Origin of the sequence: Legionella cherrii (assembly GCF_900635815.1) — a bacterium.
GTDB classification, from domain to species: Bacteria; Pseudomonadota; Gammaproteobacteria; order Legionellales; family Legionellaceae; genus Legionella; species Legionella cherrii.
Genome location: NZ_LR134173.1, coordinates 1,772,647 through 1,796,417 on the forward strand (window position 1 = coordinate 1,772,647; position 23,771 = coordinate 1,796,417).

Genomic DNA, 23,771 nt, shown 5'->3' on the forward strand with positions numbered 1-23,771 from the left:
TGCACATCGCCGAAGGCTATTTGAGAAATTTGACTTAAAATGAAATGATTATTTTAAGATAAAACACATGAAGTTTCTTTCTCTGGTGTATGATCGAGTTCAAGTGGTTGCTCCAATCTTTGCTGGGTTTGCTTGTTTGCAAAAAAGAGCATATCCGTTGATGTGAATTTTTTTTGTTCTTCTACCTCTTTTTTCTCTGGGGAAGAGAATGTGCTTACATCCTCCTGATCATTTCGGTTTTCTCGAATATGTTGCTCTAAAGTGTTGCGTTTAATGAAATGCCACCTTACAAAACCATCACAACAATCGGTTTCAATGATTCTCAATGTTTCAGCTAAGGGAAGGCATAAAAGGTGAGGGAGTGCAAACTGCAATGAATGAAAAGATGCTCTAAATTCATAGGCACTGACATTTATAGCGATTAACTGATTATTTTCTGTGAACCAGGCTTGTCCATTCGTGATGCATTGAGCATAACGAAAATCTTTTTCTGCTGCCAGATGGGCATAAGCAGGGATATTATTCTCTGAATTTTCAGGTCCGAATGGACCAAAAATTAACTTATTTTGTGTTGTTAATAGAAATTTTACTGTTTTTATATTGAGTAAACCAGCATCCAGATGACCTCTAGAACAATCAGGATCATTAAGTAAATCATTAAGCTCTTTGATGTTCCTTGCAATCCACTTCGGAGTCTCTATTTTAAGATCAGGAGGTTCATGTAAAGGATTCAGAGAAAGAAAACCAGGTTTCATCGGTTTAAAAATACCCAATATTTTCTCAGTGTCATTTTTAAATCCAGATGAGCCTTTTCCCGTGTGCAGCATATTTGTTCTCCAAGATAGCTTAAGTTTAAAATAGATTGATTATTGGGATGCAAGGAATGGGGTGTAATCATTTTGTAGCCCGGATTAGCGAAGCGTAATCCGGGATCTTTTTGCCATCATGAGATGACGAGCCATGTATTTATTTTGCGACCAATTTAACTATTGCATCAATTGCTCTATCCAAGCTTAATTGCTGCATTTCGCCGGTAGCACGATTTTTATATTCCACGCAATTTTGCTCCATGTTGCGCTCACTAACAATGATCCGATGGGGAATACCAATTAAATCATGATCTGCAAACAATACGCCTGCTCGCTCATTACGATCATCAATTAATACATCAACTCCTAACTCTCTTAAACGTTCATATAAAGCATCGGCTTGCATTTTGACTGATTGTGATCGGTGTCCATTCAAAGGAATTATGACCACTTGGAATGGAGCGATGTTTTGAGGCCAGATAATTCCTTGTTCATCATGATGCTGTTCAATGGCTGCAGCAACCACACGAGTGATACCTAAACCATAACATCCCATCAACATGGTTTCTAATTGGCCTTGCTCATTAACTACTTGAGCGTTCATGGCTTTGGCATATTTATCACCTAATTGGAAAACGTGACCCACTTCGATACCACGGCACGAGAGAAGTGTTCCTTTACCATCTGGACTAATGTCACCTTCTTTTACGTTACGTAAGTCATAATCAAGATATTCACTAATGTCTTTATCCCAGGCAGCATATTGATAATGCTTGTCTGCTTGATTGGCGCCACAGATAAAAGAATCCATAGCCAATGCATGATGATCTGCGATTACAGGAATCGATAAATTGATTGGTCCGAGTGACCCAATAGGTGCTTTCAAAGTTTTTAAGACGGTTTCTTCATCTATAAATTGTAGTGGAGAATGGACTAGAGGATGTTTTGTTGCCTTGACTTCGTTCAGTTCATCATCGCCTCTTAAAACCAAAGCCACCATAGGATGTTCTCTTCCTTTTACAATCAAAGTCTTGACGGTTTGATTGCTTGCTACACCCATGAATTGTGCTACTTCTGCTATGGTTTTTTGATTGGGGGTATCTACTAGAATCATTTTTTGTGTAGTAGGGGTAGCTTTCTCCGGCCTTAAGCTGGTCGCTTGTTCAATATTAGCTGCATAATCCCCTTTATCACTGTAGAAAATTAAATCTTCGCCAGAATCAGCGAGTACCTGGAATTCATGAGATGCAGAACCACCAATAGCGCCTGTATCGGCTTCAACAGCACGATATTTAAGCCCCATGCGATCAAAGATACGGCAATAGGCTTGATACATATCTTTGTAGGTGGCTTGCAGACTTTCCAAATTTAAATGGAATGAATAAGCATCTTTCATGATAAATTCACGTGCACGCATCACACCAAAACGCGGTCTGATTTCATCGCGGAATTTAGTCTGAATTTGATAAAAACTTGCAGGCAATTGTTTGTAGGATTGTAATTCATTACGCATGATGTCAGTAATTACTTCTTCATGGGTAGGGCCAAAGCAGTACTCCCTGCCATTGGAATCTTCCATGGTGAGGAGCTGTCCGCCAAAGGTTTCCCAACGTCCTGTTTCTTGCCACAGTTCAGCAGGTTGTACTGCCGGCATCAGTAATTCCATAGAATGGATGCGGTTCATTTCTTCGCGAACTATTTGCTCTACTTTACGTAATACCTTTAAACCCAATGGCATCCAGGTATAGAGGCCTGAGCCCAGCTTACGAATCATTCCTGTTCGCAGCATCAGTTTATGGGAAACGATTTCCGCATCGCTTGGAGTTTCTTTCAGAGTTACTAAAAACCATTGAGATGCACGCATTTGTACTCCTGAAGTCGTATTGTTCTTGTGTTGAAAGCATTATACAGAAGTTTTTGTTCAAAAACAGATGAATTAAGTGGTGAAAGGGAAGCATGTTGGTCCTTGGCCCAACAGGTCCTGAAATGTGATTGTGCATAAGCTTGGGTTGGGCCAAGGCCCAACCCAAGCAATGATTCGTAGGTTATATTTTGATTTTAGATTCTTTTAATAGCGCATTTAATTTAGAGGCTAAATGCTCATTGTTTTTTCCACCAAGCTGGTTTAATTCATGCGCGTAATTACTATAATGCACTTTGCCTGTTTGAACATTATAAACGGCACCAACCATCGCAATGTCATTTTTCTCTATCATCTGATGCAAAATCGAACTCCGCTCATAAATTTTTTGAATGGTATTGGCAACGTTCAAATCAGTGACATTGTTCACGAAGGTAGTATTCTTACTGTGTCGATTGGTATCAGTTTCATTCTCGGCATCGATTGCGGGCTTGATTTTATCGAGCAATTCGGTAATGTGCCCTTTTTCAACCCCGTCACATGCTGATTGAATGGCGCCACACCGTGTGTGGCCAAGAACGATAATCAGTTTGACGCCTACGACATTACACGCATACTCAATACTCGCCAGAACATCATTGTTTACTACATTCCCAGCAACACGCACGCAGAAAATATCACCAAAACTCACATCAAAAATGGTTTCAACAGGTACCCTGGAATCAATGCAACCAAGAACAATCGCAATGGGATGCTGTGCTTTGGCTGTATGTTTAATATCCAGTTGGTTTGAACGGTGAATTAAGTTGTCATTGAGGAAACGTTGATTTCCTTCATACAGAATATTTAATACTTCTGCTGGAGATAGGTGCGATTGCACATCGTATGTAGTGACGTTGATAAAATCAATGTAATTATGGATCTTGTAATGCTCTTTAAATCCAATCATATTCAAAGCAATTTTTTTATTGGGAGCTTGTTCTTCCTTAAACTCTTTTAAAAGCTCTGAAATTTCTTTATCAATGTACTGAGTGTAACGTGCATCAATAATTAATTGTGATTCTCTGGGGATCGAATCAAGTTCAGCAACCAAGGCAGCTTTATTAAGAAAAGTCATTTGTTGGGGGAGCACCAAGCGGTTAATTTCTCCTGTGGGGTGGATTTCCTTCAGGATATTTATCCGCGCCTGGCTATTTGATTTTAAAATATAGAATAAGCTGACTGCTAATCCAATTAATATCCCTGTCAATAAGTTAAAGACAATAATACAGACCACGGTGACAATGAATGGAATGAAACGATCGCTACCTTGAGCAAAAATGTTACGGTAAATGGACGGTTTATTCAGTTTATAACCGGTATAGATCAGAATGGCGGCGAGTGAGGATAAGGGTATTTTATTTAAAGTGCCTGGGATTAACATCACTGCAAAGAAAATGAAAAATCCATGCAAAATAGTAGATATTTTGCTTGTGGATCCCGCTTGAATATTAATGGATGTTCGTACAATCACTGAAGTAATAGGAATTCCACCAATTAAACCCGCGGTCAGGTTGCCAACCCCTTGAGCCACCAATTCGCGGCTTGTGGAGGGATGGAGACGTTTTTTATCCAGTTTCTCTCCCGCTTTAAGGTTCAATAAAGTCTCAAGCGACGCAACAATGGCAATGATGATCGCATAAAGATAGACTTGCGGATTAGCCAGGGCAGACCAATTTGGATATTCCAGTTTACTCAACAACTCATGGAAGTCATTGGTGTGGGGAATATTGACGAGCTGAGGTGAATTCTGGACCAGGCTTGAATCAGTCCAGATAAAGAATTCATTGAGTAATACACCCAAAATGACCACGAGGATCGGGGCTGGAATCTCTTTCAGTATCTTATTTTTCGTCAAATCAAAATAAATTAAGGTACTTAATGAGAGTACCGTAATCAACATTGCTCCAGAATTGAGATGATGGTACAAAGCAAGAATAGGACTTAATGTAATTTCCTCAGTGGTTTCTAACAAATGGGTTTTAAGCTCGTTGAAATCTGCAGAAAGTGTGAATGCGAGTGGTAATTGTTTGATTATTAGAAGAATCCCTATTGCACAAAGCAGACCCTGAACTACGTTAGAAGGGACATAGTCCGCTACAAATCCTGCTCTTAAACTTCCAATTATGACTTGAAGTAAACCTGCAAGTGCCAGCGCAACTAAAAATGAGTTGAAGTCTCCAATATGAGCAATAGCTGCGACAACGACAGCTGCCATACCTGCTGCAGGTCCGCTGACACTGACATGTGATCCACTTAGACATCCAACAACAACTCCGCCAATGATTCCACTTAAAATTCCAGAAAAAAGAGGTGCGCCAGAAGCTAAAGCAATACCCAAGCATAATGGGATGGCTACAAGAAATACGACTATCGCTGCAACAAAGTCAAATTTAAAATATCTCCTCATATAAATTCGAAATTTACGCGAGTCAACGGATGTATTTGCTAGCATGGAGTAAGTTCCTCTATTAACAAAGAAAATAATATAGCCAGAGAAAAGTAATTTTAATTTTAGACTATAGTGTTATTTATTAAAACATCATTGTAACAAAAATGTTAGAAAAATGTTACGGTTTAGTTAAGAATTGTAATCTATGTTATCTTATTGCTGTTTGTGAATGCATCATGATTACTTATTGCATGTATTGCTTGAGTTAAAATTCAGACTTTCGTGTGGGGGCTACTGCCTTTAAGTGAAGAAGCTCTAGAATAATTGGTCATGACCGTACCGCCATCCATCCGTGATCTTATCATGACTCAAAGAAAGGATTTGCATGACAGAGGCTGGAATTGGCTACGGAGATCATTCGCTGCGCTCTGGATGACGATGTGTGGGATCTTAAAGCCCTTAATTGATTGGCAGGCAGGGCCAGGGAGAAACTATGAAGATAAAAAAAACCTGGGTTAGGTTTCGTCTAAACCCAGGCTACCGAGTTTACTCTTCAACGAGGTCGAATTCTTCGGTACTAAAGATTTCGTCGGTATTGGTTACTTGATTGGTTATTAAGCCATCCTCAAGATCTCTAAAATTCCACATACTTTGATCCATAAGCTGGCTGGGTTTAATACTTTGCAGTGCATGCAGAATATTGCTTGGGACCTTGGGATTTTCCTCTGCAAGCTGATTAATTAAATGCGTAACTTTTTTGCGCATTAAATTTTCTTGTGACCCACAAAGAGTGCAGGGGATAATGGGATAGGATTGCTCCTGTGCAAAAGTAATAATGTCTTTTTCTTGAACATAGCATAAGGGTCGGATGACTATATGCTTTTTATTATCGCTAAGTAACTTAGGTGGCATTGATCGAATATCACCATTGTATAAAATCGACATCATTAGGGTTCGCACCAAATCATCACGATGATGGCCCAGGGCGATTTTGTTAAAGCCATTTTCCTCTGCATAGCGATAAATAATACCCCGTCGTAAGCGTGAGCATAAAGAGCAGTAGGTTTTACCCTCAGGAATTTTCTCTTTCACAATGCTGTAGGTATCGCGAGTCAGTATTTCATGAGGAATAGATCGATCGGCAAGCCACTGGCGTAATGCGGAATCATTCCATCCTGGTTGAGCCTGATCCAGGGTAAACGAAAAGAGTTCAAATTTATTACCGGATCGTCGGCGTAATTGATCCAGGATCGTTAACAGTGTGAAAGAGTCCTTACCACCTGATAAACAGACCATCACACGATCTCCACGCTGGATCATATTAAAATCTGCAATGGCTTTGCCAGTATAATGCAATAATTTTTTTTCAACTTGAGAAGGATTGGACATTATTAAAAACCTAATGAAAAGTAGTTATTTAGTGGTTTTGTTTTCAGCCGGGAGCAATCCGTTGACCCTGGTTGTTTCTAACCATGAATTGATTAATTCGAGATCGTTTGCGTTCAATGTTCCGGCCAAGTATTTTAATGTTAAAACCGCATTAATCAAACTGTATTGGTCATTAGCCAGTTGATTCTGGGCTTCAAACAAACGCTGTTGGGCATTCACCACATCCACCATGGTGCGTGTCCCTACCTCAAATTGGGCTTCCGTACTTTCCAACGAGTTTTGTTGCGAAATTACGGTTTGTCTGTCCGCTTTTACTTTGCTAATTCCATCAGTAATGGTATTAAATGCGATGCGGCTATTTACGACTACGTCCCTATAGGATTGCTCCACCCGTTCACTGGAAGCCTGAAAACTATGCTGTGCTTGTCGTGTTTGCGAACGTACTAATCCACCTTGGAATACAGGGAAGTTTAAAGCCACGCCGACAGTCGATAATTTTTGGTTTGCGGGCAATAAAGGATTCGATGAGTTTACTTCGTTTGTTGTCTCTACGGTGTTACCTTGAAGCGAAATCGTAGGCCAATTCCCTGCAGAAAGCGCTTTCATATTTTCACGAGCCACTTCAAGATTGTATTTTGCAGACAGCAACTTGTAGTTTTGCTTAAGACCGGTATCTATCCACTGATCAACAACATTAGGCTCTGGCTTGATTAACGGAATTTTACCATCACGTAGAGGAGCTATGACTTCATAAACATGATTGGTCAGTTTTCTTAAATTTTCGCTTTGATTGATTTGGTTGTTTCGCGATGCAATCACTGTTGCAACCGATTGATCATAGGCTGCTTTTGCTTCATAAACAGAAGTGATTGGATCAAGACCTACTTCAAAGCGTTGTTTTGCTTGCTCATACTGGCGCATGTTAGCGCGCTTTTTTGCTTCAGCGAAATTTAAAGTATCTTGAGCAAACAGTACATCAAAATACGCTTTGGCTGTTCTAAGAATTAAATCCTGAGCTGCATCATTGAAAACAGCCTGTGCTGCTTTTACGGATGCCTTTGCTTGTTGTACCCTTGCCCAGGCCTGATAGTTAAAAATAGCCTGAGATGCAGAAACTTGCCACGTCCTCGAGTTATAAGTGTTATCTGCAATGGTAAAAAGACCATCGTTTACATGAAAAACGTTTCGCGTTGCTTGGGCTGTAATACCAACTTGAGGAAGTAATGCAGCACGGGCTTGAGGAAGAGCTTCTGCGCTAGCCATGTATGTATCATACGCATTCTTGAAAATAGGATCATTTTCGAGGGCTTGATGATAGATATCCATTAGGTCTGTGGCAGCAAAGACGTGCGATGACAGACCTAAAGTCATGAGATAGCCGAACAGCAATTTTTTCATTAAACTAATTCCTAAAATACAAATTCTTTGGGCTTTGATTTATCAATCAGGAGAGGAATATTGGTTTCAAAAATGATTCGGTCATGCCAATGCTCCTCATGATCCAATTCATAGAGACGACCCTGCATTACAGGAGATTTTCCTTCAATAGCAAATAACTTGCCTCCAGGAAGAATTTGCAATCTTTGGGTCTCATTGATTTTTTCTACTGCGCCAGTAAATATAACCACATCATAAGGAGCACTTTCTAACCAGCCTTGGCTGGCATCCCCCGTGATTAATTCCACATTGTTGCAGTGATGTTTTTTTAATTGATGGGCTGCATGGGCGGTAAAATCAGCATAATAATCCACGCTGATTACTTTTTTACACAACTTACTTAACAATGCGGTGAAAAATCCGCTGCCAGTACCTATTTCCAATACTGTCTCATGACCTTGTAAATCAAGTGCTTGCAGAATTTGTCCTTCTTCCAAAGGAGTCAGCATGCGTTGACCATGATGAAGCGGTATTTGCATATCTGAATAAGCAAAATTTACAAATTGTTCAGGAACGAATTCATGTCTGGCCACCAGTTCATACAAATTGAGTATGGATTCGTTTAAAACATCGCCAGTTCGAAGTTGTTGCTTGACCATATTAATGCGTGCGCTTTGATAACTCATTTGCTCTACCGTGTTGATTGTTTTAGGTTAAGATTGACTATTCATTTGCCAAAGTCATCGCTTTGCAACTTATTCGCGGTGTTCCACATTTGAAAATTTTAGGATTCCACAGACATGCTGCGAAACGAGGTGGCAAAAGCGAATTGTCAACACACTTTTAAAACTTTGGCACAATCTTAGCAAAAAAATAGCGCATGTGCTAAGAAATAATGTTTGAATCCCAAATTTCGTGGTGACTCTGGTTAAAGTTTGCTATGATCCGCTATTTTTAATGGTTTTCTAAAATAGATTGTCCCTTATTTTCGATACAGCACTAGGGGTACCGAGGTATTGTGGCGTTTAACGTATAGGAGAATACTGTGCTTGAGCAATTTACTGAATATTTGCAAACTGAAATAGAGACACTTAAGAAAGAAGGCTTATATAAAAGCGAACGTGTTATTTCCAGTCAGCAACAAGCTGCTGTCACAGTAAATCATAAAGAAGTCATTAATCTTTGTGCAAATAATTACTTAGGCTTGGCTAATGATCCCCAACTGATTGCTGAAGGGCAAAAAGCATTGGCTCAATATGGCTATGGTATGGCTTCAGTCCGTTTTATTTGTGGTACACAAACGCCTCATAAACAACTTGAGCAAAAAATCAGTCAATTTTTAAGCAAAGAAGATACTATATTATATTCTTCATGTTTTGATGCAAATACCGGTCTTTTTGAAACTTTATTAGGTGAAGAAGATGCGATTATCAGTGATGCATTAAATCATGCCAGTATTATTGATGGGGTGCGGCTATGTAAGGCTGCGCGTTATCGATATGCGAATAACGACATGAAGGCTTTGGAAGAGCAATTGATTGCTGCTAAAAATGCTCGATTTCGTTTAATCGCTACAGACGGTGTTTTTTCGATGGATGGAATTTTGGCCAATCTTCCAGCAATTTGCGAATTAGCCGATAAATATGATGCCATGGTTATGGTAGACGATTCCCATGCTGTCGGTTTTATGGGAGAAACGGGACGTGGAACTCCTGAGCATTTTGGAGTAAGTGACCGCATTGATATAATTACCGGTACTCTAGGCAAGGCGCTAGGGGGGGCATCAGGTGGTTATACCGCAGCAAATCAGACCATCGTTGAATGGTTGCGTCAACGTTCCAGACCCTATTTATTCTCAAATACTTTGGCCCCAGTGATTGCGCATACTTCCTGTGTTGTTCTCGACAATTTAATGAAAAATAATCATTGGGCTGAAAAATTAAAGCGTAATAGCCGTTATTTCCGTGAAGGTATGACCCAGCTAGGATTTAATCTAATCCCTGGGGAACATCCAATTATTCCTGTTATGTTAGGGGATGCGAGCCTGGCAGGACGCATGGCAAACCGTTTGCTCGAGCTCGGTATCTATGTGGTAGGTTTTTCTTACCCTGTAGTTCCTAAAGGTTTAGCTCGAATTCGTACTCAAATGTCCGCAGCACATGAACTACAGCATTTGGATAAAGCCATTGAGGCATTCGAAACGGTAGGTAAGGAGTTTTCTGTTATTTAAAGCAACGCCGTCTTCTCTTAACTTTTACAGAGATGATCTTATTTTGAGGTACTTTTATGAAATCATTAGTCAAAGCGAAAAAGGAACCTGGCATCTGGATGGAAGAGGTCGCTATACCTGAATATGGCGTCAATGATGTATTAATTAAAGTTAAAAAAACAGCAATTTGTGGTACGGACATACATATTTACAACTGGGATGAATGGGCACAAGCGACTATCCCTGTACCCATGACCGTGGGGCATGAGTTTTATGGTGAAATTGTTGCGGTAGGCCAAGAGGTGAAGGGACTTCATGTAGGCCAACGAGTTTCGGGTGAAGGACATTTGACCTGTGGTTTTTGCCGAAATTGCCGCGCAGGCAAACGCCATCTTTGCCGTAATACTTTGGGCGTGGGCGTCAATAGGCCTGGATGTTTTGCAGAATATTTATCCATACCTGCCACCAACGTCATTGTTCTTCCGGATAATATTACTGGAGAGCAGGCTTCAATTCTGGATCCCTTTGGTAATGCAACGCACTGTGCCTTGGCTTTTGATGTAGTCGGAGAAGATGTATTGATTACTGGGGCTGGACCTATTGGTATTATGGCTGCCGCTATAGTCAAGCATATAGGTGCACGTCATGTCGTTATTACTGACGTCAATGATTACCGCTTGGATTTAGCTCGTAAAATGGGAGGCATTCGTGCGGTAAATGTTAAGTATGAAAAACTGTCCGATGTCACTGCAGAACTAGGAATGCTCGAAGGTTTTGACGTGGGTTTGGAAATGTCAGGAAATCCCATGGCTCTAAATGACATGATGAAGGCAATGAATCATGGTGGGCATGTAGCTTTGTTAGGTATTCCTCCTCAAGAAACAGCGATTGATTGGAATCAGGTTATTTTTAAAGGGTTAGTGATCAAGGGTATTTATGGTCGTGAAATGTTTGAAACATGGTATAAAATGATTGCCATGTTACAAAGTGGATTGGATATTTCACCGGTGATAACACACCGTTTTCCAGTTGATGACTACCAACATGCATTTCAAATTATGGCATCAGGTCAATCAGGCAAAGTCATTCTTGAATGGTAGATATTGAATTGCAGTAATGTACATTAAAGTTATATCGAGTATCATTCTCGGGTTATGGTTGTGTTCTACTGCTATTAAGTTAAGAAAAATACCCTCTTCCATGTATGGGAGAGGGGAAGGGGTGAGGGCATCATCAGCGACAATCAATACCCTCATCCACCCTAGCAGGCACCTTCTCCCCACGGGGAGAAGGGAACTTTTACTTGACGTGCAGTGCGATGATGCCTCTACCCAAGCCACAAAAGCAGTTTTAAAAAGACGGAGTAGTTATGTCACAATATATTTTTACCATGAATCGCGTCAGCAAAATTGTTGAAAATCAGCGGTTTATTTTAAAAGATATTTCATTAAGTTTTTATCCTGGCGCTAAAATCGGTGTTTTAGGATTGAATGGTTCTGGTAAGTCCACTTTATTACGCATCATGGCGGGTGTTGATACTCAATATGAGGGAGAAGCAAGACCACAACCAGGAATTAAAATCGGCTATCTAGAGCAAGAACCCCAGCTCGATCTGAATAAGACTGTACGCGAAGTTGTCGAAGAAGGCGTGAAGGAAATGAAAGATAAACTTGCGCGCTTTGACGAAATCAGCATGCGTTTTGCAGAGCCCATGAGCGATGAGGAAATGAATACGTTACTTGCAGAGCAAGGTGAATTACAAAACGAAATTGAAGCAGGTGGTGGCTGGGATTTAGACAGGAAACTTGATGTGGCTGCGGATGCATTGCGCTTGCCGGAATGGGATGCCATTGTGGGGCAGTTATCAGGAGGTGAGCGTCGCCGAGTTGCTTTATGTCGTTTATTACTTTCCAATCCTGATATGTTGCTGCTTGATGAGCCAACAAACCATTTGGATGCAGAATCTGTCGCTTGGTTAGAACATTTTCTTGAAGGTTTTCCTGGAACAGTAGTTGCGATTACCCACGACCGATATTTCTTGGACAATGCTGCCGAATGGATATTAGAACTGGATCGTGGCGAAGGCATTCCGTACAAAGGCAACTATACTTCCTGGCTTGAGCAGAAAGAAGCACGCCTGGAGATGGAGCAGAAACAAGAAGACGCACACCAACGTGCGATTAAAGCGGAGTTAGAATGGGTCCGTACATCACCTAAAGGACGTCATGCTAAGAATAAGGCACGTCTAGCCCGATTTGAAGAAATGAATTCTAAAGAATTTCAAAAACGTAATGAAACCAATGAAATATATATTCCACCAGGTGAGCGGTTAGGTGATTTGGTTCTCGAAGGGGAAAAAATCAAAAAATCGTTTGGTGATCGAATCCTGATTGATAATTTAGATTTTAAACTTCCTAAAGGGGGTATTTTAGGAATTATCGGTCCGAATGGGGCAGGTAAATCTACCTTCTTAAAAATGATTACCGGTCAAGAAACTCCTGATGAGGGTACTATTCGTATTGGTGACACAGTGCAATTGGCCTATGTTGACCAGCTACGTGATGAATTGGATTCCAATAAAACGGTATGGCAGGAGATTTCTGATGGTCATGACATCATGCAAGTAGGCAGTTTCCAAATGCCTTCCCGTGCTTATGTTGGACGTTTTAATTTTAGGGGTACTGATCAACAAAAGAAAATGGGTCAACTTTCTGGGGGAGAGCGTAACCGCGTCCATTTGGCAAAATTACTAAAGAGTGGCGGGAATGTTTTATTACTTGATGAGCCCAGTAATGATTTGGATGTAGAAACTCTGCGTGCTTTAGAAGATGCGATTCTCAATTTCCCTGGTTGTGTGATTGTCATTTCGCATGATCGATGGTTTTTAGATAGAATTTGTACTCATCTGATGGCTTTTGAGGGTGACTCACAAATTACTTTCATTGAAGGAAATTACACTGATTATGAAGCAGATAGAAAGCGTCGTTTAGGAGATGCAGCAGATAGGCCATCGCGTATCAAATATCGTAAATTGGAGTCATAGGTTTGAAGCTAACTGCCCTCTCTTGCCTACGTTCCGCGGATAGCCCGAGACGTAGGTTAGGGTAGGTAGTTATCAAGTTTTAATTAAGTGGAGATAAAATTTAAATGAATAAGTTGTTTTGGGCAGGTTTGTTATTGTCTGTTGGGGGTTTAACATCCTGTGTTGACTATGATCCATCTACGTTACTCACTGATGATGCAGGTTATGTGCATCGAACAGTTCATTATACAAAGGATAAACGTGGTCGTGATTATTTTCCTCAAAAGATTCAAGCAACAGGTGAAAGACGCTTTATTTTTGACCCTAAGGTTTCTGCATGGGCAGCATATGACGAGGAAGGTAATCGTTTATTGACTGGCGGTGGCTCAGCAGGTGTTGATGTATGCGAAGAAAATTCAAATCAATCGTGCAGAACGGTTACTGGAACTTTTAAAGTTTATAATCGAAGAGGGTTTGATTGTAAATCTGGGGAATATCCTGTAGATACTAAAGGCGGTGCAAAAATGCCTTATTGTACCTACTTTTACCAAGGGTATACCATCCATGCAGCCTATGAAGTGCCAGAGCACCCATCAAGCCATGGTTGTGTGCGTATTTTCCCAAGTGCTGCCAAGTGGTTAAGCGAAAACTTTTTCCGAATCGGTACGAAGGTGATTGTATTAGAATATCCTGATGAACCGGGTGCTAATAAGCCCGCTTTGCCTAATAAATTAGGTTAAAAGAAACAGGTGTTATAATAGCCTGGTGAACCCAATGCCAAAACCCGGGTTTACTTATCCCCCAAGAGGGAGAAGATGCTCCTCAGGACGGATGAGGGAAAGTTAGTTACCCCTCACCCCAGCCCCTCTCCCGAAAACGGGAGAGGGGAGGTCTACGCAAATCTCGATCGCAATATTATTCGCTGCAGGCCACTCAACACCATCAAGTGAAACACTTCCTTTTTCCCTCGGGGACAAAGATGTTCCTCAGGGCGGATGAGGGTAAGTTAGCTACCCCACACCCCCATCCTTCTCCCGAAAACGGGAGAGGAGAGGTCTAAACAAATGTTGATTGCTATATTTATCACTGCAGGCTGCTCGCCATCATCAAGTCAAGCATTTCCCTTCTCCCCTGGGGGAGAAGGTGCCCGTTAGGGCGGATGAGGGAGCTAATTATGGTCAATAAAAGTTAAATATCCCTTTTTCTACCCCGAAAACAGATGGAGTGAAATAATCATTAAGGAGTATTAGGTGGCAGTGAAGGCTGGGTAGAACGGTTTTCAGGCAAAGTAGGTTGTCCAGGTGTTGCTGGAGTTGGTGTTGGTGTTGCCGAAGGATTAGCAGGGGCAGTGGGTTGGGTTGTTGGAGTGGGTGTTGCCGTTGTCGGAGCTGCAGGCGTTGTCGCTGTAGGTGCAGCGGTTGGATTTGGTGTCGCTCCGCTAGGTGGATTCGCTGCATTAGGAGCAGCATTTTGTGGTTTTTCCTGCGTCACTGTTCCTCTGGGAGCAGCAATCATTTGAGTAATTCCCAAGTCTCCAGTCATCTTACGGCCTATAGTTAAGTCCACACTAAGTAGTTGGGTTACCTTTTCTTTATCATTTTGATAAACCACTTGTAAAGGTAAATTAATTTTCCATTGATTGTCTTTTGCTTCGGTAACAACAACTTGTCCGTCTACTTGACTGCTCACGGTGAGTTTTTGGGATTTAATCGCTTCCAAATTACCTGATTTCTGCAAAGCAGTATTAAAACCAGTCCAACCTTGCTCCGTAAAACAAGCCTGCAATTTTTGTAATTGTGCATCTAAGTTGGTTGGATTAAAGTCAAATGCTTGGGTAACCGCTTTTGCGGCCCATTGCATGACCACTGATTGATCAATTGTTTTGGTTTCGGGTGGAATTTTGTACTCACAATTGATGGGCGCTGCTGGTGCTGCTGCAGGATGTACTGAGGGCAAATTTTGTCCGGGTGGTGTTGGTGTAGCTGGAACTGGTTTTAGAGCACTTGGAGTTTGAGGCGGTGGTGTGGCTGGCTGAGTGTTTTCAGCATGAACTTGAGTACCAAGTAAAGCAAAAAGAGTACCCCATAGTAATGTGTTCTTCATGAAATTAACTCCTTAAATAGTATGTAGCAATTCTGCGATAATAAGAGCCGCTAGTCTAGCAGTTTTTTGATCTTGATCCAAAGGCGGTGACAGTTCAGCAACATCAAAACTAACTACTTTGCCACTTTGAATGATGTATTTCAAGAGTGGTAAAATTTGCCACGGGGTTAATCCGAGTGGTTGTGGTGCACTAACGCCAGGAGCAAAAGATTCTGCTAAAACATCCAGACAAAGTGTCACATAGATGTGATCTAGATTTAGCATAAAATCATCGAGAAAAGCTAAATGCCATGCTACGCTGTTTGCATACAATTCTTCAGCAGTCAGATAATGGACATTAAGTTCACTAGCGCGCTCAAAAAGAGAGGGGGTATTGCCTAATTTTTGGATCCCCAAGCAGCAGTAATTAAAGGGTTGGTTGTTTTCTTTACAATAAGTTGCGATTTGTGAAAAAGGAGTTCCTGAGGTGCCTGGTTGATTTTTTTGGTATGGTCTTAAATCAAAATGGGCATCAAAATTAATAATTCCCAGCTTGCTGTAATGGGGGGCTAAACCTTGATAATGAGCCCAAGCAATTTCATGGCCTCCACCCAAGGCAACCGTTTGATGGCCTTGTTGATGACAAAAACTGATTAGATTGGCAAATTGAGCTTGCGCAGTTTCCAGCTCGTCTTCCTCGCAAAAAATAGTCCCCAGATCATAAAATTGCTTATCTAAAGAGCACGGTAGTTTTGCTAATTGTGTTTTGATTTGATCTGGTCCTAATTTTGCTCCTGGTCTTCCCATATTTCGGCGAACACCCGCATCACTGGCAAAGCCAAGGAAAACGGTTTTTTTCTCTTTAGTAATGAGCTCAGTTTGTTGCACAGGAAAAATGATTTTTTGAAAGAAGCGTTCAGCACTTATCGTATCCTTTCTACCTTGCCAGAGTGAAGGGTTGGCACGTTGGTAATTGGAAAGATGTTCAAACATTAAATTCTCCCTAATCATTAATTAATTCTTTAAGAATCTATATAAAAAAGAGACTTAAGTGCAATTGATACTCAGTACTCTAGAAAAATTTTCATTATAAGTCACGGTACAACTTTCGGTTCCATGAGGAATTTTTTGAATTAGTTGAATTTTAGTCTGAGTATATTCACAAGCCACCCAGGTTTCTTGTTTATCAAATGACCAAGTTAATTTTTTGGCTTTTGAAACTTCAGTGTCAGGGGCTAGACTGGCATGTTCTTTAGGGTGTCCTGAATAAAATGTGACGCGATCAAAATGATGAGTACTATTCCAATCATCCTCGAATGCCTCCCATGCTTTGATATCATGTTGTAAAGACTGAGTCGTTTGTATGGTTTCTGGGCAATGTATCGCTGTAGCGGATGCTAAACCACAAAAAACAATAAAACCCCAAAAAAAGTTGATCCCAATAAAAATTCTCATAAATGGCACCCCAGAAATTTATGCTTAGTATAACATGTTGATTATTGTGTCCAAATATTGACCTCTTCCTAGTCTAATTGCTTGTTTGCCATCTGCCTTAAACTGTTTCGATCAATCTTTCCAGTAAAACCATAAGGCAATTGGTCCATGATAATGACTTGATATGGGCGTTTGGTGGGGGGGAGTGACGCATGAGCAAAATCCATCAATGTTTGGGCGTGCAAGTGATTGTCTCTAATTTTAAGTACCACATAGACAATAATTTTATCATCATTTGCTTTATTTTTATTGGGTAATGCAATTGCAGCGGCTTCCTTAACTGCACTGTGTTGATAAAAGATATTTTCAATTTCACTGGGAGAGATGAGCTCTTTTCCGCAGCGTATAATATCTACTTTACGACTGACGAACCAGTAGTATCCTTCTTTATCTCGATATGCTAAATCCCCTGTATGCAACCAGCCATTTTTTATCGATTTTGCAGTTAAATCAAGATCTTGCCAATAGCCTGAACACATACTCTCGCCATGAACAATAATTTCTCCAGTTTGATGTGGATTTAAAATGAGTTCACCTTTTTCATCAATTAAGCGCATGTCCATACCTTCTATAGGAAACCCAATTGATCCGGTTTTCTTTTTTCCATAAGGAGGGTTCATGGAATAGATTTGTAATTCAGACATCCCGCAGCCTTCAGTAATTTCAGCATGAAACAATAGATTAAATTTTTTCTGCAGTGAGATAGGCGTTGCATCTCCAGCAGAAAAACAAAAATCAAGAGTGTTGATTTCATATCCTAAAGATTCCGCATGATTAATTAGCTCAAGATAAAGCTTAGGAAACCCATAGATTTTCGTAATTCCATAGAGGTGTAATTTTGTTAATGCATCTTTAGGATTAAAGCTAGGTAATAGGATCACCGTAGCACCTACTGCATGAAAAGGTAAAATTTGTGAACCTAAGCCAATCAAATAACAGATTGGAAACATCACTAAGGTTTGATCAGTATGATTTATCTGTATTTGTCTGAGCTGATTTTGGGTACCTTGACTAAGACTATAGTGAGTATGAACCACTCCTTTGGGTAATCCTGTGGTTCCAGATGTAAAAAAAATTAAGGCAGGCTCTTTGGGTTCGATTGTGATATCAGCGGTAGTGGATATGGCTCCAGGTACTAGTAAATCTTGGAAATTCTTAACTCCGGAATAGCCTGATGATTCCGAGGTGAGATAACATTCATCAATTTGGTGTAATATTTTTTCATCATCAAGTAGCTGTTGATAATAATGTGCAGTAGTTATAAAAACACGCGCCTTACTCTGTTCCAACACGTAATGAATCAGTTCATTGTTGAATTGAATGTTCACTGGAACGGCTATAGCACCTATCATAAAACAGGCATAGTAACATAAAACGATTTCAATACTGTTTGGTAAAAGAAATGCAATGCGGTCTCCTTGTGAGACCCCTTGTGCTAAAAACGCATTGGCCAGACGGTGAGTTAATTCATCGAGTTTTTTATACGTATAACTCTGTTGATCAATAATCAAGGCAATTTTATCAGGAAACTGTTTCGCTGATTGAGCGAGTAAGGTGCTTAATTGATGCATAGATATCCCCATCGTGAGTAGACTATAAGATCATCCAATCAATGGATACCCTAAGCCCTAAGATATTTGAGCTTACATCGATCTATTGCCTACAATCTATAATATAGTTCGTTCATTGGGCAATGCTATGTCTAAAAAAATTTTAATTGCAATTGATGGCAGTGACATCTCAACGCATGCAATGCAAGAAACAGTAAAACTTATGAAGGAAGAGCAAGTTCAATTACTTATTTTACATGTCGTTGAAGTACATTTTATGTTTCCTGGTATTGATTATCTTTCGTTGCTCACTCACTATAAAAAGGAAGGTCAAATTATTTTAGAGAATGCTAAAAAATTAGTTACGGGTCAGGCTTTAGTTCAGTGTGACACCAAATTAATGGAACACAATCTATTGCAAGGAAGGATCTCTGAAGCGATTGTTAAGGAAGCAAAAAGCTGGTCTGCAGATTTAATCGCACTGGGTACGCACGGACGTCGAGGTTTTAATCGATTATTTTTAGGTAGTGTTGCCGAAAACACAGTCCGCATTGCGACAAACCCTGTGTTACTTGTTCCTCCACCAACGATAAATTGATATTTCTCTATCTGCGTGAGTTTTGCTTCATCGACTTTTGTTCGCCATCAAATACGCATAAAATTATGCCAAGTTTACTCAATGTCTGGTATTATTCGTGCATGGCAAATAAAAAGAGTAAGAGGGTATTGTGATTGTTATTACCGGTGGAGGTAGTGGGATAGGAAGATCATTAGCTTTTTCTTTGGCAAAACGAGATCAAACAGTCTTAATTGTGGGTAGAAGAAAGCAACCATTGCAAGAAACAGCCTCTTTTTCTACAAATATTCAATATATTTGCGCTGATGTGTCAACACTTGAAGGTTTAGACTTAATCAAAAATCATTTACACGATGTGGATCAGGTTCGTGCACTGGTTAATAATGCTGGAACTTTAAATCCTTTGACCCCCATAAAGGATATAGAGCCTAAAGACTGGCATCATGCTTTAAATACCAATTTAAATGCTGCCCTTTTTCTTCCACAAAAGATATACGATAAATTGACTAACGGCCGTGTTTTAAATATTGGTTCTGGAGCTGCCCATTACCCGATAAGGGGCTGGACTGCATATTGTGTGTCTAAAGCTGCTTTATCCATGCTGACCAAATGTTGGCAATTGGAATCTGATTCAATAGCTTTTGCTAATGTAATGCCAGGCATAATTGATACCGACATGCAAGCGATTGCCCGAAGTAAGGATAATCCTGATTATGAACGAATTAATTTTTATAAACGATTGAAAGAGGAACATCGCTTGGTGTCACCCGATACAGTCGCAGAGTTCTTGACTTGGCTCTTATTGGATGTGGACAAGAAAACCTATGTTTCTAAAGAATGGGATATCTATGACACAAAACACCATAACGCATGGCTCAAGCCACCTCATCAAGTTCTTCATTGGGATTTTTAATGGTTCCTTGTGACAAATTACTATTGAATGCAACTACTATTGATGCTCAGGGAAATCAATTACTGCAGCAAGCAATTGCCATTAAAAATGGCCTTATTGCCTGGTCTGGACCACAGACAGAATTGCCTACAGAATTTTTTAAGTCATTGCATGAAGAAGATTGTCAGGGACAGTTGATTACCCCTGGGCTTATCGATTGCCATACGCATTTGGTCTATGCAGGAAATCGCTCCACCGAATTTCAAATGAAATTAGCTGGAGTGAGTTATGCTGAAATTTCTAAAGCAGGTGGTGGGATATTATCTACAGTAAACCAGACTCGCGCTGCGTCAGAAGATGAGTTAATCAAACAATCGTTGCCCAGAATTCTTGCTTTATGCGCAGATGGCGTGACTACGGTTGAGATTAAATCAGGTTATGGGTTGGATTTGGCTAGCGAATTAAAAATGCTGCGAGTAGCCAAACGTTTGGGCGAGATAACGGGTTTAAGGGTAAGAAAAACATTCCTTGGTGCGCATGCAATAGGACCCGAATTTAAAGGAAACAGCCAGGCATACATTGATGTTCTTTGCCAAGAAATGTTGCCCGCATTATGTGAAGAAAATTTAATAGATGCTGTGGATGTATTTTGTGAGAGTATTGCCTTCTCATTAAAACAAACCGAGCAAGTTTTCATGGCAGCACGGGAATTAAATCTACCAATAAAATGCCATGCAGAACAATTATCTAATCTTGGAGCAAGTCAGCTTGCTGCAGAGTTTGGTGCCTTGTCTTGTGATCACTTGGAGTTTCTGGATGAGAAAGGAGCCTATGCTATGGCAAAAACAAATACGATTGCTGTTTTGCTTCCTGGGGCTTATTACTTTCTGCGTGAACAACAAAAACCACCCGTCGATCTATTGCGTCGAGCCGGTGTAGGAATGGCAGTTGCCACTGATTGTAATCCGGGCTCGTCGCCAACTACTTCATTACGTTTGATGATGAGTATGGCCTGCCAATTTTTTTCATTATCTGTGCCTGAAGCATTGATGGCGGTTACCAGTCATGCTGCAAGAGCATTAGGTTTGCAAAAAGAACTGGGAGCAATTGAGAAAGGCATGAACGCCGATTTGGTATGGTGGTCTGTTAATGACAGTGCTGCCCTTTGTTATTATTTTGCTTATCCCTTACCTCATCGTACGATGATTGCAGGGGAGTGGGTGTCTCCAAAGGATAACTATTAGGAATAAAATATGCTGAAATCACTAAAAACAATTCTTTCTGTAGGTATTATGGTATGTTCTTTTACTGTTTGGGCGGTGAATCCAGTATCAGTTAAAAAAGAAACATCGGTTTATATCATTGATATCAAGTACCCCCAAGGGTTCAAGGATGCGCGGATCAATGCCGCAGTGCAATCCTTTATTGAAAAAACTAAAAAAAACTTCCTTAAAGAAATTGCTGACGATGCAGATGTTCCTGCGGATGCACCAGGAAAATCAGGTTTAAATGTCACTTATTCTTTGCCTTTTAAAACAAAAAAGGCTTTAAGTGTATCTTTTAATATTTCTATTTATCATCGAGGAGCTGCGCATCCATCGAATACTGTAGCCGTATTGAATTTCATTGATGGTCGTCAGGTTGAGTTATCCGATTTATTTCGTCCTGAAGTAAATTATTTAAAACCTATTGCGAGTTTTTCTAATAAAAAAATCAGTGGAAAAGGTTTTGCAGATCAAAAATGGATTGACGAGGGAACTAAGCCTATAGATAAAAACTATAAAATCTGGTCTTTTTCACCCCAAGGAATAAATATTATTTTCGATACCTATCAAGTTGCCGCATATGTATACGGACCTCAGACTGTAAAAGTACCTTTATCACAGATTTCTTCTTTAATTAAGCCTGAAATAATGCACAATGTTTGGGGTCGTTAATGGCTGATACTCCTTTTATAGCTGCCGATAAAAAGGTAGCTGAACTTTCTGTGAGAGTTGTTGTGCTGGCCATAATACTTACTGTATTACTGGCGATGTCTAACGCATATCTTGCGTTGAAGTTGGGAATTTTAACCTCAGCATCAATTCCTGCGGCAATTATTTCTATGGGTATTCTGCGTTTTTTTAAAAACTCCACCATTCTTGAGAATAATGCAGTGCAAACTGCTGCATCTGCAGGTGAAGCTGTTGCTGGGGGGATTGTTTATACTATTCCAGCTTTGATTATTATTGGTTTTTGGAATCATTTTGATTACCTCACTAATTTTTTTATTGCAGTCTGCGGTGGCATTTTGGGGGTATTGTTTTCCATACCGCTTCGCCGTATTTTAGTTCATGATCCCTCTTTAAAGTTTCCAGAGGGACGTGCGATTGCGGAGGTATTAAAATCGTCGGTTGAAAAAACAGGGATCAAAGACATTTTGCTTGGCGGTGCTGTAGGAGGGCTTATTGAATTATTCCAAACGGGATTTAAAGTAGTCGCTAATAGCTGGGGTTATTGGTTTGTGATACAGCGCTCTCTATTTGGTCTTGGTGCTGGCTTTTCCGCAACAATGATAGGTGCTGGTTATCTGGTTGGCCATGATATGGCAATCAGTATTTTTTTGGGGGCAGTGATCTCTTGGTTAATCGCATTACCGGTGGTCAGTCAATTTTATCCTGAGTTTGTAAGCCATTATCCTGCAGAGCAAGCAGCGTCCTTTTTATGGAATAGCGAGATGCGTTATCTAGGGATAGGAGCTATGTTGTTTGCAGGTGTTTGGACCTTTTTAAAATTAGTGAGACCCCTATCCACAAGTATCCAAAATTCACTGAAATCCTTTATGTCCAAAGGGAATAAAGACATTCAACCTTTGCGGACTGATCAAGACATGCCTTTACCTTATATTTTGATTGGTATTGGTGCGTTAGCTGCCATCTTGTTTCTCTTTTTCCAGCTGGTTCTGCCGCTACAGCAAGTGGGGTTGGATAATGAATATTCACCGACCCTAATTTTTCTGGCGGTTATTTATGTTTTGTTTATAGGGTTTATTTTTTCTGTTATTACCGCCTATTTTTCCGGTATGGTGGGGGTTACAGCCAGTCCTGGTAGTTCGGTTGTTATTTCAGGAATGCTTTTTGCCGCATGGTTGCTATTGGTTGCAGTGGATCATCTATTACCTTTACCGTTAAAGACAGAACAAATTCAGGCAGCTGAAGCCATTACAATCATGATTGGTGCTGTTGTAACCGGTATAGCGGCGATTGCCAATGATAACACTCAAGATCTCAAAGTTGGGCAATTGGTTGGTGCAACTCCATGGAAACAACAATTGATGCTGTTGCTTGGGGTAGTCATTTCTTCATTGGTTATTCCTCCGGTGATGCAGTTGCTGTTTAATGTATATGGGATTGCAGGGGTAATGCCTCATGAGGGTATGGACATAAGTCAATCTTTGCCTGCGCCAACAGCAGCCTTAATGGCGGCGATTACTGAGGCTGTTTTTCGAAATTCATTGCCATGGACGATGATGTTGATTGGTTCTGCAATTATTCTACTTATTGTTTTCGTCAATTATTTGTTGCGCTTAAGTCGTTATTTAAATTTATCCATTTTAGGCGTTGCGATAGGAATGTATTTACCACTTTCCTCTTCGTTTCCACTTTTTATTGGCGGGATGATCGCACTATTTGTAAAAAGACGTTTAAAACGCACAGCTCTTGTTGAAGAAGAAGCAATAACCTGCAAACAAAAAGGGACACTTATTGCCTGTGGATTGGTTGCCGGTTCTGCAATTGTAGATGTATTGCTTGCAATTCCTTTTTCGATTTTTCAAAGTCCCGATGCATTGCAAATTGTGGGGCCAGAATGGAAAAACATCGGTGTTTATTTAGGAGTTCTAACCACTTTATTACTTGCGTGGTGGATCCATCATAGGGTTGTTAAATACAAATAATTCAAAGATTAATGCCATAAAATAAAGCGTTTCATTTCCCAATCCCGAGCATGGCGAGGCTTTTCTTCATGGTGATACTGTGCCAAAGCAAGGGAGTTCCCTCGCTACGCTCGGGATGACTGAGGTCAGGCAGATGATGCCCAT

General features: G+C 40.4%; 19 protein-coding genes. 9 read left to right on the top strand and 10 right to left on the bottom strand.

What is annotated here, in order from left to right; genetic code table 11:
- Positions 1 to 53 precede the first annotated feature (53 nt).
- The 6 genes from EL022_RS07615 to EL022_RS07640 form a co-directional block, all read right to left on the bottom strand.
- Positions 54 to 827 (bottom strand): hypothetical protein, encoded by a 774-nt coding sequence (locus tag EL022_RS07615; RefSeq protein WP_028382266.1) that lies wholly within the window; start codon positions 825 to 827, stop codon positions 54 to 56.
- Between the two features lie 139 nt (positions 828 to 966).
- Positions 967 to 2,673, bottom strand: a complete 1,707-nt coding sequence (locus tag EL022_RS07620; protein ID WP_028382265.1) for a proline--tRNA ligase — start codon at positions 2,671 to 2,673, stop codon at positions 967 to 969.
- Between the two features lie 181 nt (positions 2,674 to 2,854).
- Entirely contained in the window at positions 2,855 to 5,164 is a 2,310-nt protein-coding gene (locus tag EL022_RS07625) for a bifunctional SulP family inorganic anion transporter/carbonic anhydrase (RefSeq protein ID WP_028382264.1), read from the bottom strand.
- A gap of 483 nt (positions 5,165 to 5,647) precedes the next feature.
- Positions 5,648 to 6,490 (bottom strand): tRNA 2-thiocytidine(32) synthetase TtcA, encoded by an 843-nt coding sequence (gene ttcA, locus EL022_RS07630; RefSeq protein WP_035901214.1) that lies wholly within the window; start codon positions 6,488 to 6,490, stop codon positions 5,648 to 5,650.
- A 24-nt stretch (positions 6,491 to 6,514) separates the two neighbouring features.
- Positions 6,515 to 7,888 carry a TolC family outer membrane protein gene (locus EL022_RS07635; RefSeq protein WP_028382262.1) on the bottom strand — a complete coding sequence of 458 codons (1,374 nt, stop codon included), beginning with the start codon at positions 7,886 to 7,888 and terminating at the stop codon, positions 6,515 to 6,517.
- 11 nt (positions 7,889 to 7,899) lie between these two features.
- Complete coding sequence (locus EL022_RS07640) at positions 7,900 to 8,553, bottom strand: protein-L-isoaspartate O-methyltransferase family protein (RefSeq protein WP_028382261.1); 654 nt, start codon at positions 8,551 to 8,553, stop codon at positions 7,900 to 7,902.
- 359 nt (positions 8,554 to 8,912) lie between these two features.
- Between EL022_RS07640 and EL022_RS07645 the strand changes: the two genes are divergently transcribed.
- The 4 genes from EL022_RS07645 (at position 8,913) to EL022_RS07660 (ending at position 13,838) form a co-directional block, all read left to right on the top strand.
- Positions 8,913 to 10,097: a glycine C-acetyltransferase gene (locus tag EL022_RS07645; RefSeq protein ID WP_028382260.1), complete on the top strand. Its 1,185-nt coding sequence runs from the start codon at positions 8,913 to 8,915 to the stop codon at positions 10,095 to 10,097.
- Between the two features lie 56 nt (positions 10,098 to 10,153).
- Positions 10,154 to 11,176: an L-threonine 3-dehydrogenase gene (gene tdh, locus EL022_RS07650; protein WP_028382259.1), complete on the top strand. Its 1,023-nt coding sequence runs from the start codon at positions 10,154 to 10,156 to the stop codon at positions 11,174 to 11,176.
- Positions 11,177 to 11,445: 269 nt separating this feature from the next.
- Positions 11,446 to 13,119, top strand: a complete 1,674-nt coding sequence (ettA, locus tag EL022_RS07655) for an energy-dependent translational throttle protein EttA (RefSeq protein ID WP_028382257.1) — start codon at positions 11,446 to 11,448, stop codon at positions 13,117 to 13,119.
- A gap of 104 nt (positions 13,120 to 13,223) precedes the next feature.
- Positions 13,224 to 13,838, top strand: coding sequence for a L,D-transpeptidase (locus EL022_RS07660; RefSeq protein ID WP_028382256.1), 615 nt, complete (start codon positions 13,224 to 13,226; stop codon positions 13,836 to 13,838).
- Between the two features lie 496 nt (positions 13,839 to 14,334).
- Here EL022_RS07660 and EL022_RS07665 read toward each other — a convergent pair whose 3' ends face one another.
- The 4 genes from EL022_RS07665 to EL022_RS07680 form a co-directional block, all read right to left on the bottom strand.
- Positions 14,335 to 15,201, bottom strand: a complete 867-nt coding sequence (locus EL022_RS07665; RefSeq protein WP_028382255.1) for a DotI/IcmL family type IV secretion protein — start codon at positions 15,199 to 15,201, stop codon at positions 14,335 to 14,337.
- Between the two features lie 12 nt (positions 15,202 to 15,213).
- A complete protein-coding gene (hutG, locus tag EL022_RS07670) occupies positions 15,214 to 16,173 on the bottom strand; it encodes a formimidoylglutamase (RefSeq protein ID WP_028382254.1) in 960 nt (319 codons plus the stop codon).
- A 54-nt stretch (positions 16,174 to 16,227) separates the two neighbouring features.
- Positions 16,228 to 16,635, bottom strand: coding sequence for an STY0301 family protein (locus tag EL022_RS07675; protein ID WP_028382253.1), 408 nt, complete (start codon positions 16,633 to 16,635; stop codon positions 16,228 to 16,230).
- A gap of 68 nt (positions 16,636 to 16,703) precedes the next feature.
- Positions 16,704 to 18,245, bottom strand: coding sequence for a class I adenylate-forming enzyme family protein (locus tag EL022_RS07680; RefSeq protein ID WP_028382252.1), 1,542 nt, complete (start codon positions 18,243 to 18,245; stop codon positions 16,704 to 16,706).
- A gap of 127 nt (positions 18,246 to 18,372) precedes the next feature.
- Between EL022_RS07680 and EL022_RS07685 the strand changes: the two genes are divergently transcribed.
- The 5 genes from EL022_RS07685 (at position 18,373) to EL022_RS07705 (ending at position 23,627) form a co-directional block, all read left to right on the top strand.
- Entirely contained in the window at positions 18,373 to 18,822 is a 450-nt protein-coding gene (locus EL022_RS07685) for a universal stress protein (protein WP_028382251.1), read from the top strand.
- 130 nt (positions 18,823 to 18,952) lie between these two features.
- Positions 18,953 to 19,714 (top strand): SDR family NAD(P)-dependent oxidoreductase, encoded by a 762-nt coding sequence (locus EL022_RS07690; RefSeq protein ID WP_028382250.1) that lies wholly within the window; start codon positions 18,953 to 18,955, stop codon positions 19,712 to 19,714.
- Positions 19,714 to 20,937 carry an imidazolonepropionase gene (hutI, locus tag EL022_RS07695; protein WP_028382249.1) on the top strand — a complete coding sequence of 408 codons (1,224 nt, stop codon included), beginning with the start codon at positions 19,714 to 19,716 and terminating at the stop codon, positions 20,935 to 20,937. Before EL022_RS07690 ends, hutI begins: the two co-directional genes overlap by 1 nt.
- A gap of 9 nt (positions 20,938 to 20,946) precedes the next feature.
- On the top strand, positions 20,947 to 21,630 hold the full coding sequence (locus EL022_RS07700) for a DUF3298 and DUF4163 domain-containing protein (protein WP_028382248.1): 684 nt from the start codon (positions 20,947 to 20,949) through the stop codon (positions 21,628 to 21,630).
- A complete protein-coding gene (locus EL022_RS07705) occupies positions 21,630 to 23,627 on the top strand; it encodes an OPT family oligopeptide transporter (RefSeq protein ID WP_028382247.1) in 1,998 nt (665 codons plus the stop codon). The genes EL022_RS07700 and EL022_RS07705 overlap by 1 nt, the downstream gene beginning before the upstream one ends.
- Positions 23,628 to 23,771: the final 144 nt, after the last annotated feature.